Raw genomic sequence first — 13935 nt, 5'->3', positions numbered from 1 at the left:
TTTCGATGAGTTATCAGGTTCTTGCACGTAAATGGCGTCCGCGCTCGTTCCGCGAAATGGTCGGCCAGACCCATGTGCTCAAGGCTCTGATCAATGCCTTGGACAGCCAGCGGCTGCACCACGCTTACCTCTTCACGGGGACGCGCGGGGTCGGCAAGACCACCATCGCGCGGATCATCGCCAAATGCCTGAACTGTGAAACAGGTATCACTTCGACGCCGTGCGGTGAGTGCTCGGTGTGCCGCGAGATCGATGAAGGCCGTTTCGTCGACCTGATCGAGATCGACGCCGCGAGCCGGACCAAGGTCGAAGACACCCGCGAGCTGCTCGACAACGTGCAGTACGCCCCGAGCCGCGGGCGCTTCAAGGTCTACCTGATCGACGAAGTGCACATGCTCTCCAGCCATTCCTTCAATGCGCTGCTGAAAACCCTCGAAGAGCCGCCGCCCTACGTCAAGTTCATCCTGGCGACCACTGATCCGCAGAAACTTCCTGCAACGATTCTCTCGCGGTGCTTGCAGTTCTCGCTGAAGAACATGACCCCTGAACGGGTGGTCGAGCATTTGACCCACGTGCTGGGTGTCGAGAACGTGCCGTTCGAAGACGACGCGCTGTGGCTGCTGGGTCGCGCCGCCGATGGTTCGATGCGCGATGCCATGAGCCTGACCGACCAGGCGATTGCCTTCGGTGAAGGGCGGGTCATGGCCGCCGATGTACGGGCGATGCTTGGCACGCTCGATCACGGCCAGGTTTACGATGTTCTGCACTCGCTCATTGAAGGCGACGCCAAGGCGTTGCTCGAAGCCGTCCGCCATCTGGCGGAACAAGGCCCGGACTGGAATGGCGTGCTCTCGGAAATTCTCAACGTGCTGCACCGTGTCGCCATCGCCCAGGCCTTGCCTGAGGGCGTCGACAACGGTCACGGCGACCGTGATCGGGTGCTGGCGCTGGCCCAGGCCTTGCCGGCCGAAGACGTACAGTTTTATTACCAGATGGGCCTGATCGGTCGCCGCGATTTGCCGCTGGCGCCGGACCCGCGCGGTGGCTTCGAAATGGTCTTGCTGCGGATGCTCGCGTTCCGACCGGCGGACACGGCGGATGCCCCGAGGCAACCGCTAAAGCCAGTGGGGATCAGCCAGGCCACAGTTGATTCCGCAAACTCAGTGGCTGCCGCGCCGGTTGTTGCGCCGGTAGTCGCTGCGGCAGTTGCACCGGTTGTCACCGCGCCGATCGCGGCGGTGGTTGTTCCCGAGCCTGAGCCGGTTGCGGCCGCTGTCGTGCCCGAGCCGGTCATCGTGCCGGAGCCTGTCGTTGCGCCGGTAGCGGTCGAAGCCGTCGTCGACCTGCCGTGGAATGATCCGGTCGAACCCGAAGTCATCCAGCAGCCAGCCGTCGAGCCGGTATTGGAAACCGCCGGTGAACAACCCGAATTGCCCCCGATGCCGTTGCCGACGCCGGACAGCGTTGTGCCGGACGCGCCGGAGTGGGCTGCTGCGCCAATTCCCGAGCCGTCCGTGGCCGATGTCGACGCCGCGACCCCGGGCATCGACCCCGACGACGAGCCGCCGCTGGATGAGGATTACATCGAGCCGGACATGGACTCGGCGTACAGCTACCTCGACGAGTTGGCGAGTGAGCACGCCGCCGAGCCCGCGCCGGAACCCGAACCTGAGCCGGCGTCGATGCCCGCCACCGGTTTGGCCCTGCAATGGCTGGAGCTGTTCCCGAAACTGCCGATATCCGGCATGACCGGCAGCATCGCCGCCAACTGCACGCTGATCTCCGTGGAGGGCGACCATTGGCTGATGCACCTGGACCCGGCCCATAGCGCCTTGTTCAACGCGACCCAGCAGCGTCGTCTCAACGATGCGCTGAACCAGTTTCACGGGCGCACGCTGACCCTGAGCATGGAGCTGATCAAGCCCGAGCAGGAAACGCCGGCCCAGGCTGCGTCCCGGCGCCGCGCCAACCGTCAGCGCGAGGCCGAGGAGTCGATTCACGGTGATCCGTTCATCCAGCAAATGATGCAGCAGTTCGGTGCGGTGGTCCGTAACGATACTATTGAACCTGTCGAAGCCCTGGTCAGTCAGGGCTAATAACTGAAGGCGTTCGACCGAAAGGGCCGGGCGCTGTTTTTATCCAAGTACTTTGAGGTGATTCCCATGATGAAAGGTGGCATGGCCGGCCTGATGAAGCAGGCGCAGCAGATGCAGGAAAAAATGGCCAAGATGCAGGAAGAACTGGCCAACGCCGAAGTCACCGGCAAGGCGGGTGGCGATATGGTCACCGTGGTGATGACCGGTCGTCACGACGTCAAGCGCGTCACCATCGATCCAAGCCTGGTCGAAGGCCTGAGTGAAGACGACAAAGAGATGCTGGAGGCCGTATTCGCCGCCGCCGTCAACGACGCCGTCCGCAAGATCGAAGCCAACAGCCAGGACAAAATGTCCGGCATGACCGCTGGCATGCAACTGCCACCGGGTATGAAGCTGCCGTTCTGATTCGCCAAAGCGCGTCGGATGAGCTACAAAAAAATGCCAGGCATTGCGCCTGGCATTTTTGTTTCTGCCTGATGGCGATGTAGTGTCTAGCAGGCTCGCTCCCACAGGTTGATCGCATTCCAATGTGGGAGCGAGCCTGCTCGCGATGAAGTCACCTCGGTACAACTGACGAAACATCGAACGCGCCACCATCACAAAGGTCTGCTCCCTTATACCGCCGAATTCATCGATCAAAGGAGACGCTCACATGCCAGAAGCATTGACCCTCAACCAACGTATCGTCCTCGCGTCCCGCCCCGTAGGTGCGCCGACGCCGGAGAATTTCCGCCTGGAACGGGAAGCGCTGCCGGATTTGGCCGAAGGCCAGGTGTTGCTCAAAACCCTGTATCTGTCGCTGGATCCCTACATGCGCGGACGCATGAGTGACGCGCCGTCCTACGCCGCACCGGTGGAAATCGACGAAGTGATGACCGGTGGCGCTGTCAGCCGTGTCGAGCGTTCCATGAATCCCAAGTTCCACGAAGGTGATCTGGTCGTCGGCGCCACCGGCTGGCAGAGCCACAGCATCAGCGACGGTCGCAATGTCATTCCGGTACCGTCCGGGCTGCCGAGCCCGTCGATGGCACTGGGCGTGCTCGGGATGCCGGGTATGACGGCCTACATGGGCTTGATGGACATCGGTCAGCCAGCCTCCGGAGAAACCCTTGTGGTCGCGGCGGCGTCCGGCGCGGTGGGGTCGGTGGTCGGGCAAGTGGCGAAGATCAAAGGTCTGCGGGTGGTTGGCGTGGCCGGTGGCGCGCAGAAATGCCGTTACGTGGTGGATGAGTTGGGTTTCGACGCCTGCATCGACCACAAGAGCCCCACCTTCGCCGATGAGCTGGCTCAGGCGTGCCCGGACGGCATCGACATCTATTACGAGAACGTCGGTGGCAAGGTGTTCGACGCGGTGGTGCCGTTGCTCAACCCCAAGGCGCGCATTCCACTGTGCGGGCTGATCGCTTCCTACAACGCCAGCGAAACGCCGACCGGCCCGGATCGCCTGCCGCAATTGCAACGCACGTTGTTGACCAAGCGTGTGCGGATTCAGGGTTTTATCGTGTTCGACGACTACGGCGATCGTCAGCCCGAGTTCGTCAGCGCCATGGCGCCGTGGGTGCGCGACGGCAAGGTGAAATTCCGCGAAGATGTGGTCGATGGCCTTGAGAATGCGCCCGAGGCGTTCATCGGTCTACTGGAAGGACGCAACTTCGGCAAACTGGTGGTTCGGGTCGCGCAGGACTGAGTATTTGACGCTAAAGAGAGGCGCGGGTATAAACCGCGTCTCGTTGTTTTGTCGGACGTTTCCCCATGAGCTTCAGCCCTTTGATTCGCCAACTGATCGATGCCCTGCGAACGTTGCCAGGTGTGGGTCAGAAAACTGCCCAACGCATGGCGTTGCAGCTGCTCGAGCGTGATCGCAGCGGTGGCTCGCGACTGGCCCTTGCACTCAGCCAGGCCATGGAGGGGGTGGGCCATTGCCGGTTGTGCCGCACGCTGACCGAAGACGATCTGTGCCCGCAATGTGCCGATAACCGCCGCGACGATACCTTGCTGTGCGTGGTGGAAGGGCCGATGGACGTCTACGCGGTGGAGCAGACCGGTTTCCGCGGTCGCTACTTTGTGCTCAAGGGCCACTTGTCGCCGCTCGACGGGCTGGGGCCGGAAGCCATCGGGATTCCGCAATTGCTGGCGCGGATAGAAGAGGCGGGGACCTTTACCGAAGTCATCCTCGCGACCAACCCGACGGTCGAGGGTGAGGCCACGGCGCACTACATCGCCCAGTTGCTCAGCAACAAAGGCCTGATCGCCTCGCGCATTGCCCACGGCGTGCCGTTGGGGGGCGAGCTGGAGCTGGTGGATGGCGGGACGTTGGCGCATTCGTTTGCGGGGCGTAAGCCTATCGCCCTCTGAAGTGATGTGGCGTCACGGCTGACGCCATCGCGGGCAAGCCCGCACACAGGGTTTTGTGTTGATCAAATAATGGGGTCGACACAAACCCTGTGGGAGCGTGGCTTGCCCGCGAAGACGCCAGACGCATCACCACAAAACCGCCAATCAAACACTGGCCACCCGAATCACCAGCCATCGCCGCTCCAGATTCAACGCCAACACACTGACCAACACCACCATCGCCCCCACAACAACCATCAACGTCGGCCGCTCACCCAGCGCAAACGAGGCAATCGCCATCGCCGTCGGCGGCACCAGATACAGGGTCATCGTCGCCCGGCTCAAATCAACGTGGGCCAACACAAACGCCCAGGCCAGGTAGGCGAGCGCGCTCGGAAAAATGCCCAGCGCCAGCACTGCCAGTTGCACCTGCATCGGCGCGTTGAGCACTTGCGTCGCCAACCCCGGCAGATAAACCAGCAACAACGCGGTCCCCGACCACACCGTGTAGCAGACCAGTGTCAGCCCGTCGTGACGCCCGGTGTGATGTTTCTGTAGCGCGAAGTAGAAACTCCAGGACAACGCTGCCAGCAGAATCAACACGCCGTGGGCGTCGATGCTGCCCAGTCCGCGATCGCCCGCGACCACAATCACCACGCCGATCAATCCGAGAAAAACACAGCCCCAGCGCCAGGCGCTCACCCGGTCCTTGAACACGAAGCGCGCCAGCAGCGTGCTGAACAATGGCGTCGATTGCGCCAACACGCTGGACGCTCCGGCGCTGATCCCTTGCTGACCAAAATTGATCGCCACGTGATGCAGGCTCACCGCAAAAAAACCGAGGCCGAACAGCAGCGGCAAATCGCGCAGGTTCGGCAGACTGATGCCTTTGAACCCCGCGACCAGCGCCATGAACAATGACGCGATCAGAAACCGCAGCAACGCCAGATGCCCGGGGTCATAGGCTTGCAAGCCGATGTGGATACCGGTTGGGGAATACCCCCAGCACGCGACGACGAAGGCCATGGCCAGGATGATTTTGAGGGGAGAGGCGGCGGTTGAGAGCGTTGGCATGGTCGGGCACCTGTGGGCAGATGCTTCAAGTATCAGAACACGGATCGTTCGCCACAACTGACTTATACTGCGTTAACTGTTCACTTTGGGTGATGTATGGAGCTGGCGCAGATTCGCATGTTCAAGACCGTGGCCGACGTCGGCAGCATCGCCCGGGCAGCCGAGCTGTTGCATTGCGTGCCGTCGAACATCACGGCACGGATCAAATCGCTGGAAGCCGAGTTGGGCGTCGCGTTGTTTATCCGCGAAGGCAGAGGGTTGCGCATCAGCCCGTCGGGGCAGACTTTTCTGGCCTACGCCTCGAAGATTCTGGCCATGACGGCGGAAGCCAAGCGGGCGGTCGACCCCGCCGCCGAGCCATCCGGCCCGTTGCGTATCGGCGCCATCGAATCGTCGGCCACCGGTCGCTTGCCGCGTTTACTCGCCAAATTCCACAAGCGTTATCCGGCGGTGGCGCTGGAACTGACCACCGGCACCTGGGGCCAATTGCTCGATGACACGGTCAGTCACCGGCTCGACGGCGCGATTGTCGCGGTGGATGTCGAGCGCTCACAACTCAAGCGCACGCCGATGTACCGCGAGGAGCTGCTGCTGATTGCCTCGACGTCGCTGGGGCCGCTGCGTGAGATCGCTGATTTGCAGGACAAGACCGTGTTCATGTGGCCTCAGGGGTGTCCATACCGCGCGGCGCTGGAGCATTGGTTGTTGCGCCAGGGGCAGGCGCTGCCGATTGTCAGCCTGGCGAGTTACGGCGCGATTGTCGGGTGCGTCAGCGCAGGGGCGGGGATCGCGCTGGTGCCTAAGGGGGTGTTCGATCAGTACGCCCAAGGCGCCGGTTGCGCGGGGTATGAGTTCCCCGAACTGACCGCCATCGACAACCTGTTCTACTGGCATGAAAACGCCGGGGTTCACCCGGCGCGAGAAGCGTTTGTGGCGATGTTGCGCGAAGAGTTCACCCAATAACACCGCGCCCTCTGTGGGAGCTGGCAGTGTTTCAGAAGAACAGGTGTAGATCGAAAATTACACCCCGCTCACATCCCGCATCAACAACCCGAAGCGCAAATCCACCGCATCCGGAATCGGCAGGTACACGGTGTGCCCATCCCCCGGTGCCACTTCGATGGGCTGGCCTTTGACGTTCTGCAACTGGTGCAAATCGAAGTGGAAGTTGCCCTTGGGCGTCATCAGTTCCATGTGATCGCCCAGGCCAAAGCGGTTCTTCACTTTGACTTCCGCCAGCCGATCACGCCGCTCGCCGGTCAGCTCACCGACAAACTGTTGCCGCTCCGACACCGAGCTGCCGTTCTGATAATTCTGATATTCGTCATGCACGTGCCGACGCAGAAAACCTTCGGTGTAGCCGCGCTGGGCGAGGGATTCCAGATCGCTCATCAGGCTGCGGTCGAACTCGCGACCGGCCACCGCATCGTCGATCGCCCGGCGATAAACCTGAGTCGTGCGCGCGCAGTAAAAGTGAGATTTGGTTCGCCCTTCGATTTTCAGCGAATGCACGCCCATCTGCGTCAGACGCTCGACGTGCTGCACGGCGCGCAGGTCCTTGGCATTCATGATGTAGGTGCCGTGTTCGTCTTCGAAGGCCGGCATCAGTTCGTCGGGGCGGTTGGCTTCCTGCAACAGGAACACCTGGTCGGTGGGCGCGCCAATTCCCAGTGTCGGTTCGGGCTGGAAGGTCTGCACGATTTCGCCGAGATGATTTTCCGTGGCCTGCTGCGCCGAGTACTTCCAGCGACAGGCATTGGTGCAACTGCCCTGATTGGCATCGCGTTTGTTCATGTAGCCCGACAGCAGGCAGCGCCCGGAATAGGCCATGCACAACGCGCCGTGGACGAACACTTCCAGTTCCATGGTGGGCACTTGCTGGCGGATTTCGGCGATTTCTTCCAGGGACAGTTCCCGCGACAGGATGATCCGGCTCAAGCCTTGTTGCTGCCAGAACTCGACACTCGCCCAGTTGACCGTGTTGGCTTGCACCGACAGGTGAATCGGCATCTGCGGGAAGTGCCGACGCACCAGCATGATCAGGCCCGGGTCGGACATGATCAGCGCGTCCGGCGCCATGGCAATCACCGGCTCCAGGTCCTTGAGGAAGGTTTTGAGTTTGGCGTTGTGCGGGGCGATGTTCACCACCACGTAAAAGCGCTTGCCCTGGGCCTGGGCCTCGCGAATGCCGAGCGCCAGGTTGGCATGATCAAACTCGTTATTGCGCACCCGCAGGCTGTAGCGCGGCTGACCGGCATACACCGCATCGGCGCCATAGGCAAAGGCATAACGCATGTTTTTCAGGGTGCCGGCGGGGGCGAGCAGCTCAGGTGTGAAAAGGGTCATGGGCGGGTCGATCGCAAAAACCACCGAGGGTAATCGGCTTGTCCGCGGCGTACCTTGATCTGGATCTATGCTTGATGAACAAACGGATGGCACTCGCGCGAACCGTGGCGGACTAAGCATCAGAACGGCTCTTGCTTCAAGGGCCTGTGCCCTGCGGACTGACATGGATCGGACATGAGCGAAGAGACGGTACAAGACAAATCACTGGTGATTCTGCTGGGGCTGGTGACCGCCGCGTTTATCTGGATTTTGCTGCCGTTCTACGGCGCGGTGTTCTGGGCGGTGATTCTCGGCATTCTCTTCGCGCCGCTGCAGCGGCGCCTGCAACTGAAGTTCGGCTGGCAGCGCAACCTGACGTCACTGCTGACATTGAGCATTTGTCTGGTCATCGCGATCCTGCCGGTGATCATCCTCAGTATTCTGCTGGTTCAGGAAGGGGCGGCGCTTTACAAAAGCATCGAAAGCGGCGAACTGGACATTGCCGGGTACGTCACGCACTTCAAACACAGCCTGCCTCCGTACTTCCAGCATTTGCTCGATCGCGCGGGGATCGGCGAACTGGAAGGGCTGCGGGAGAAAATCATCAAGAGCGCAGTGACGGGCAATGAGTTCATCGCCAACAAAGCCTTCAGTTTCGGCCAGGGTACGTTTGATTTCGTGGTGGGGTTTTTCATCATGCTGTACCTGCTGTTCTTCTTTTTGCGCGACGGTGCAGAACTGGCGCGCAAAGTGCGCGCCGCCGTGCCGCTGGAAGAACACCAGAAACGTCGTTTGCAGCTCAAGTTCAACCGCGTGGTGCGCGCCACGGTGAAGGGCAACCTGCTGGTGGCAATCACGCAAGGTGCATTGGGCGGCTTTATTTTCTGGTTTCTGGACATCCCGAGCTCGTTGCTCTGGGCGGTGCTGATGGCGTTTTTGTCGCTGTTGCCGGCGGTTGGCGCAGGGATTGTCTGGGCGCCGGTGGCCGCGTTTTTCCTGTTCAGCGGGGCGATCTGGCAGGGCGTGGTGCTGGGGCTGTTCGGGGTGTTCGTGATCGGGCTGGTGGACAACGTGCTGCGCCCGATCCTGGTGGGCAAGGATACAAAGATGCCGGACTATCTGATCCTCATTTCGACCCTCGGTGGCCTGGCGATTTTCGGACTCAATGGCTTTGTCATCGGACCGTTGATCGCCGCGCTGTTCATGTCGAGCTGGGCGATTTTCATCGAAACCAAACCACGGGTGCAGCTGCCTTAAGCGCTGAGTCGACCGGTGTGGAGGCTCTGCGACAGGGCCTTGGCCGCGTTAAGCGAGGTAAGCGGACCGCTGATCGGTTCGCCGTCCTGCACCAGATACCAACAGGCGAGCAATCCCAGCTCTCTAAGCGGGGCGGGAACGGCGCTGCCGATAACGGACATGATCTGAACCTGGGACATAAGTACCTCCATCAATCTATGGAGCTACCTTACGGACCCGATGCTTGAACGAGAAATCAACGCTTTCGATAGTCGTCATTGACGCCAGTAGCCCCAAACGACCGTCTGTCAGTCAGTCAACCACCAAATCCAGCATATGGACCACTTCGTGCTCGTTGAGCAGGCCTTTGCGCACCAGGTTTTCGGCCAGCAACGAAAGAAACTTGGCGCTGCGGTGGCCTTCCAGGTGTTTGAGTTCGGTCAGGGCGTTGTACACCTTGCTGGAGGTGCACAAGCTGATATCGCGGTGCGGGTTTTGCGTGGGCATGAGGTCGTCCTTGTTGTTATCAACCTGTTGTTGGCGGACAGATCCAAGCTTGCGGACCTGACATGACATAAATATGACCGTTCCCCCTGCGCGGGGGAAGGACGCTTGAGTCAATCTTGCCCGCTTGAACCGGCGGGACTGTCCCGATAGCGACCTTGGCGAGATGTATCCAGACGTTCACCGACGAACGGGCATAAAAAAGCCCCGCTATAAAAGCGGGGCCTTGTGAGCCTGTTACCAGCGGCCGTAACCATGGGGATGGCCGTAATAACCGCGTGGCGGGCCGTAATAGCCGCGGGGCGGACCGTAGTAAACCGGTGGCGGGGCGTAATAGACCGGTTGTTGCACGTAGACCGGCGCCGGCTGGTAGTAAACCGGTGGCGGTTGCTGTACGTATACCGGTTGCGGCTGGTAGTACACCGGTTGTTGCTGGACATATACGGGCCGGTTGCTATTGATGATGGCCGAACCGACGATGGCCGAGCCAACGATCGCGCCAAATACCGCTGGACCTTGCCAACCGTGACCGCCGCCAGCCTCTGCCTGCCCTGCGATAGCAAGCGCACCGATCAGCAAGGCAACTGTGGGGATTTTACGGATCATGATCATTCCTCGGTTCTTCAACCCGGCGCTTGGGTCTGCAATAGACCCAAGGATTGTCGCGGGGATACTTCTAAGACAGCGTTTTTTTGAAAATCAGCACAGCCGTTGGGTAAATTTTGTGTAAGGTCTGTACCGGCTTCCTTACCCACGTGCGCTGCCACGAGCAGGCACGCCGATATGATCGATCAGATCTCGATGGAATGGCTAATCCCGTCCATCTGAAAGTGCTACCGAAGGAGATTCTTCATGCAGATGAACCCCAACAAAGACACTCAGCTGTGCATGTCCCTGTCGGGGCGCCCGGGGAACTTTGGCCTGCGATTTCACAATCATCTGTACGAACAACTTGGCCTGAACTTCTACTACAAGGCGTTCCGCAGCCAGGACCTGACCGGGGCTGTCGGTGGCATCCGCGCCTTGGGGATTCGCGGCTGCGGCGTGTCGATGCCGTTCAAGGAAGCCTGCATTGCGCTGGTCGATGAGCTGGACGCGTCGGCTGCCGCGATTCAGTCGATCAACACCATCGTCAACACGGACGGCCACCTCAAGGCTTACAACACCGATTACATCGCCATCGCTCAATTGCTGGCAACCCACCAGGTACCCAAGGAATCGACCTTTGCCCTGCGCGGCAGCGGCGGCATGGCCAAGGCTGTGGCCAGTGCCTTGCGCGATGGCGGTTACAAAAACGGCCTGATCGTCGCCCGGAACGAGCGCGCCGGACGAGCGCTGGCAGAGTCGCTGGGGTATCAATGGCAGGCCGATATGGGGGCTCAACGCCCGCAAATGTTGATCAACGTGACACCGATCGGCATGACCGGCGGGCCTGAAGCCGATCACCTGGCGTTTGCTGCTGAAATCATCGCAGCGGCAGAGACCGTCTTCGATGTGGTGGCGATCCCCTCGGAAACACCACTGATCGTGCGTGGGCGTGCCGAAGGCAAACGGGTGATCACCGGACTGGAAGTGATCGCCATCCAGGCGCTGGAACAGTTCGTGCTGTATACCGGCGTGCGGCCGACGGATGAGCAGTTTCAGAAAGCTGTGGCGTTTGCCCGAAGCTAGAGGCTGCATGGTGTGGCGGTTGTGCTGGCCGCTTCGCGGGCAAGCCCGCAGAGTGACAGGTGTGTTACGCAAAATTCATTTCCGGCACAAAACCCTGTGGGAGCGGGCTTGCCCGCGATGAGACCCTGGCAGACAACATCACTTTCAGATTGGCAAGAAAAAACCCGGAAGCTTTCACTGTCCGGGTTTTTGTTTTTCCAGCATCAATCAGCGGTTAAACCGCTCCACCAACGAATACTGGGTATTCGCAGTCTTCGTCAGCTCTTCACTCAGCAACGCGGAGTGCTGCGCCTGTTCCGACGTCTGGTCAGCCAGTTGCGAGATGTTGCTGATGTTGCGGCTGATTTCTTCGGCCACCGAGCTTTGCTCTTCGGTCGCGGCTGCGATCTGCGTGGTCATGTCGGTAATGTGCGCCACCGCTTCGCTGATCCCGATCAACGCCTGGTCCGCTTCGAGCACCCGCGCCACACCTTCTTCCGCCTGGCGATGCCCGGCTTCCATGGTTTGCACGGCGGTGCTGGCGGTTTGCTGGAGCTTGGCGATCAGGGCGTGAATCTGCCCGGTGGATTCGCTGGTGCGCTGTGCCAATTGACGAACTTCGTCGGCAACTACCGCAAAACCGCGCCCCATTTCACCGGCCCGCGCCGCTTCGATGGCGGCGTTCAACGCCAGCAGGTTGGTCTGGTCGGCGATGCCTTTGATCACGTCGACCACGCCGCCGATTTCATCGCTGTCCTTGGCCAGTTGCGTCACGGTCAGGCCGGTTTCGCCGACCACTTCCGACAGGCGCTGAATGGCTTCGCGGGTTTCCCCGGCGATGTCACGGCCGCGCCCGGTCAGGCGATTGGCTTCCTGAGTCGCATCCGCCGTGCGTTGCACGTGGCTGGCGACTTCCTGCGTGGTCGCGGCCATCTGATTGACGGCGGTGGCCACTTGCTCGGTTTCGACGCGCTGACGTTCCAGGCCGGTAGAGCTGCTGTGAGCCAGGGTGTCGGACTGCTTCGCTTGGTCGCTCAGGTGCTCGGCGGTGTCCTGCAGACGGGTCAGGCAGGTTTTCAGGCGGGCTTCCTGGCTGAGGATCGACATCTCCAGACGCGCCTGAGCGCCGCGACTGTCGGTGTACATCTGCGCGATCAGCGGGTCGGACGTGGTCTGCTCGGCCAGGCGCAGCAAGCGCTTGAGACCGCGCTGTTGCCAGCTCAACCCCAGCAGGCCCAATGGCACCGAAAGACCGGCGGCCAGGGCAAAACCCCAGTGGGAGTTCAGCGTGGCGCCGATCATGAAGCTCAACTGGCTGACCAGAATGAACGGCAGCCAGTCCTGCAGGATCGGCAGCCATTTATCGGTGGAAGGAATCGCTGACTTGCCCTGGTTGATGCGTTGGTAGAGCGCTTCGGCACGCTGGATCTGTTCGGCGGTGGGTTTGACCCGCACCGACTCGTAACCGATCACCTGGTTGCCATCGAACACCGGTGTGACGTAGGCGTTAACCCAGTAGTGGTCACCGGTCTTGCAGCGATTCTTGACAATGCCCATCCATGGCAAGCCTTGTTTCAATGTGCCCCACATGTGCGCGAACACCGCAGACGGTACGTCAGGGTGACGGACCAGGTTATGCGGCGCACGGATCAGTTCCTCGCGGGAAAACCCACTGATTTCGACGAACGCGTCGTTGCAGTAGGTGATCACGCCCTTGGCATCGGTGGTGGAAATCAACCGTTGCTGAGCCGGGAAGGTCCGTTCGCGTTGTGTAATGGGCTGGTTGTTACGCATGGCTTTTTCAATCCGCAAGGCTTTGAGTGGTTGTCGGCATCGTCAGGGGTTTATTGAATTTTTATTTCAATAATCAGCGGCGCGTCGCAAAACGACCGTTGCGTCATCCCGCCAGCATCGGATAGGTGAACAGGCCGAAATGCAGCAGGTTCAAACCGAAATGCGTGGCAATGGCCGCACCCAACCCGCCGAAACGGTAGGCCAGACCATAGCCGACACCTGCCAGGCTCGCCAGTAACACCCATTGCCAGCCAGCCCCCCCATGCACCAGACCAAACAGCAGCGAAGCGAGCAACAGCGCCAGGTTTTCGCCATAAGGCAGGTGTTTGAAGTGCCGGCTGAGACCGCCCTGAAGGTAGCCACGAAACAGCGCTTCTTCCACCAGCGTCACGAGCAGCAGGTTGTTGACCAGCCACAGCCACGCCTGATCGGGCCATTTTGGGGCCCAATTGATCACGCCCAGCAATAGCGCGCCACCCAACGCCAGCACGCTGCTGAGTGTCAGCCCCATCGCGGTGGCAAAAACGCCAAGCCGCAGCGAACGCCGGCCGACAATCCACGGGCAGACCAGCAACAGCCAGAAACCGATCAGCGGTTTGTCCAGATTCAGATACAGGGCAAACGGTGCAGCATCGTCGGTAAAACGATGCGGATTGATACCGCGACCATTGTGGAAGCAGGGCAGCCAGTGCATCGCCAATGCCAGCGCCATGAAAACAAACAGGGCGTGACCGAGGTAGCGGCCAATCGGGACCTGTTGTTGGCGAGCCGCGAAACCGGCGATCAGCAGCAGTGCAACCGAGATAAGCGCCAGCCAGCCGAGGCGGCCGTATGTCAGGGCCATGGCGTAGCCGAGGGAGAGCAGGGCCAGGAAGGTCCATGGCAAAGCAAACATCTGAAGTCCTTGTGTCGAAGATTCTGC

General features: G+C 60.7%; 14 protein-coding genes. 7 read left to right on the top strand and 7 right to left on the bottom strand.

Annotation, left to right across the window (positions count from 1 at the left end):
* Positions 1–5: 5 nt before the first annotated feature.
* The 4 genes from dnaX to recR all read left to right on the top strand — a co-directional run bounded on the left by dnaX (position 6) and on the right by recR (position 4451).
* Positions 6–2096 (top strand): DNA polymerase III subunit gamma/tau, encoded by a 2091-nt coding sequence (dnaX, locus tag F8N43_RS19895; protein WP_150654219.1) that lies wholly within the window; start codon positions 6–8, stop codon positions 2094–2096.
* A gap of 66 nt (positions 2097–2162) precedes the next feature.
* The gene (locus F8N43_RS19890; RefSeq protein ID WP_008028561.1) at positions 2163–2501 is read left to right on the top strand and encodes a YbaB/EbfC family nucleoid-associated protein; all 339 of its coding nucleotides are present in this window, start codon (positions 2163–2165) and stop codon (positions 2499–2501) included.
* Between the two features lie 247 nt (positions 2502–2748).
* Positions 2749–3783, top strand: coding sequence for an NADP-dependent oxidoreductase (locus F8N43_RS19885; RefSeq protein ID WP_150654218.1), 1035 nt, complete (start codon positions 2749–2751; stop codon positions 3781–3783).
* A 65-nt stretch (positions 3784–3848) separates the two neighbouring features.
* On the top strand, positions 3849–4451 hold the full coding sequence (recR, locus tag F8N43_RS19880; protein WP_133836727.1) for a recombination mediator RecR: 603 nt from the start codon (positions 3849–3851) through the stop codon (positions 4449–4451).
* A gap of 144 nt (positions 4452–4595) precedes the next feature.
* Here recR and F8N43_RS19875 read toward each other — a convergent pair whose 3' ends face one another.
* Complete coding sequence (locus F8N43_RS19875; protein WP_150654217.1) at positions 4596–5504, bottom strand: DMT family transporter; 909 nt, start codon at positions 5502–5504, stop codon at positions 4596–4598.
* 96 nt (positions 5505–5600) lie between these two features.
* On the opposite strand from F8N43_RS19875, the gene F8N43_RS19870 reads away from it, so the two are divergent.
* A complete protein-coding gene (locus tag F8N43_RS19870) occupies positions 5601–6467 on the top strand; it encodes a LysR family transcriptional regulator (RefSeq protein WP_150637509.1) in 867 nt (288 codons plus the stop codon).
* A gap of 57 nt (positions 6468–6524) precedes the next feature.
* On the opposite strand, the gene yegQ is transcribed toward F8N43_RS19870, so the two are convergent.
* On the bottom strand, positions 6525–7850 hold the full coding sequence (yegQ, locus tag F8N43_RS19865; protein WP_150654216.1) for a tRNA 5-hydroxyuridine modification protein YegQ: 1326 nt from the start codon (positions 7848–7850) through the stop codon (positions 6525–6527).
* Positions 7851–8024: 174 nt separating this feature from the next.
* Between yegQ and F8N43_RS19860 the strand changes: the two genes are divergently transcribed.
* Entirely contained in the window at positions 8025–9086 is a 1062-nt protein-coding gene (locus F8N43_RS19860) for an AI-2E family transporter (protein WP_150631631.1), read from the top strand.
* On the opposite strand, the gene F8N43_RS19855 is transcribed toward F8N43_RS19860, so the two are convergent.
* From F8N43_RS19855 to F8N43_RS19845, 3 genes are all read right to left on the bottom strand, one after another.
* Positions 9083–9265 carry a hypothetical protein gene (locus tag F8N43_RS19855; RefSeq protein WP_150631630.1) on the bottom strand — a complete coding sequence of 61 codons (183 nt, stop codon included), beginning with the start codon at positions 9263–9265 and terminating at the stop codon, positions 9083–9085. The two genes, F8N43_RS19860 and F8N43_RS19855, sit on opposite strands and share 4 nt — an antisense overlap.
* Before the next feature lie 112 nt (positions 9266–9377).
* Positions 9378–9572, bottom strand: a complete 195-nt coding sequence (locus tag F8N43_RS19850; protein WP_084319749.1) for a hypothetical protein — start codon at positions 9570–9572, stop codon at positions 9378–9380.
* A gap of 234 nt (positions 9573–9806) precedes the next feature.
* The gene (locus F8N43_RS19845) at positions 9807–10175 is read right to left on the bottom strand and encodes a hypothetical protein (RefSeq protein ID WP_031319047.1); all 369 of its coding nucleotides are present in this window, start codon (positions 10173–10175) and stop codon (positions 9807–9809) included.
* A 246-nt stretch (positions 10176–10421) separates the two neighbouring features.
* On the opposite strand from F8N43_RS19845, the gene F8N43_RS19840 reads away from it, so the two are divergent.
* Positions 10422–11240 (top strand): shikimate 5-dehydrogenase, encoded by an 819-nt coding sequence (locus tag F8N43_RS19840; protein WP_150631629.1) that lies wholly within the window; start codon positions 10422–10424, stop codon positions 11238–11240.
* Between the two features lie 207 nt (positions 11241–11447).
* Here the strand turns inward: F8N43_RS19840 and F8N43_RS19835 are convergent, their stop codons facing one another.
* The gene (locus tag F8N43_RS19835; protein ID WP_150631628.1) at positions 11448–13013 is read right to left on the bottom strand and encodes a methyl-accepting chemotaxis protein; all 1566 of its coding nucleotides are present in this window, start codon (positions 13011–13013) and stop codon (positions 11448–11450) included.
* A 103-nt stretch (positions 13014–13116) separates the two neighbouring features.
* The gene (locus tag F8N43_RS19830; RefSeq protein ID WP_150654215.1) at positions 13117–13908 is read right to left on the bottom strand and encodes a CPBP family intramembrane glutamic endopeptidase; all 792 of its coding nucleotides are present in this window, start codon (positions 13906–13908) and stop codon (positions 13117–13119) included.
* Between the last annotated feature and the right edge of the window lie 27 nt (positions 13909–13935).

The organism is Pseudomonas fluorescens (assembly GCF_902498065.1).
GTDB lineage: Bacteria > Pseudomonadota > Gammaproteobacteria > Pseudomonadales > Pseudomonadaceae > Aquipseudomonas > Aquipseudomonas fluorescens_BJ.
The sequence above is the reverse complement of the archived record's forward strand: the minus strand, read 5'-3'. Positions and strand labels throughout refer to the sequence as shown.

Excerpts from the sequence above, each read along its gene's own strand:
- F8N43_RS19875 (WP_150654217.1), bottom strand. The coding sequence starts at position 5,504 with ATGCCAACGCTCTCAACCGCCGCCTCTCCCCTCAAAATCATCCTGGCC.
- yegQ (WP_150654216.1), bottom strand. The coding sequence starts at position 7,850 with ATGACCCTTTTCACACCTGAGCTGCTCGCCCCCGCCGGCACCCTGAAA.
- F8N43_RS19885 (WP_150654218.1), top strand. The coding sequence starts at position 2,749 with ATGCCAGAAGCATTGACCCTCAACCAACGTATCGTCCTCGCGTCCCGC.
- F8N43_RS19855 (WP_150631630.1), bottom strand. The coding sequence starts at position 9,265 with ATGTCCCAGGTTCAGATCATGTCCGTTATCGGCAGCGCCGTTCCCGCC.
- F8N43_RS19890 (WP_008028561.1), top strand. The coding sequence starts at position 2,163 with ATGATGAAAGGTGGCATGGCCGGCCTGATGAAGCAGGCGCAGCAGATG.
- F8N43_RS19840 (WP_150631629.1), top strand. The coding sequence starts at position 10,422 with ATGCAGATGAACCCCAACAAAGACACTCAGCTGTGCATGTCCCTGTCG.
- dnaX (WP_150654219.1), top strand. The coding sequence starts at position 6 with ATGAGTTATCAGGTTCTTGCACGTAAATGGCGTCCGCGCTCGTTCCGC.
- F8N43_RS19850 (WP_084319749.1), bottom strand. The coding sequence starts at position 9,572 with ATGCCCACGCAAAACCCGCACCGCGATATCAGCTTGTGCACCTCCAGC.
- F8N43_RS19860 (WP_150631631.1), top strand. The coding sequence starts at position 8,025 with ATGAGCGAAGAGACGGTACAAGACAAATCACTGGTGATTCTGCTGGGG.
- F8N43_RS19835 (WP_150631628.1), bottom strand. The coding sequence starts at position 13,013 with ATGCGTAACAACCAGCCCATTACACAACGCGAACGGACCTTCCCGGCT.
- recR (WP_133836727.1), top strand. The coding sequence starts at position 3,849 with ATGAGCTTCAGCCCTTTGATTCGCCAACTGATCGATGCCCTGCGAACG.
- F8N43_RS19845 (WP_031319047.1), bottom strand. The coding sequence starts at position 10,175 with ATGATCCGTAAAATCCCCACAGTTGCCTTGCTGATCGGTGCGCTTGCT.
- F8N43_RS19870 (WP_150637509.1), top strand. The coding sequence starts at position 5,601 with ATGGAGCTGGCGCAGATTCGCATGTTCAAGACCGTGGCCGACGTCGGC.
- F8N43_RS19830 (WP_150654215.1), bottom strand. The coding sequence starts at position 13,908 with ATGTTTGCTTTGCCATGGACCTTCCTGGCCCTGCTCTCCCTCGGCTAC.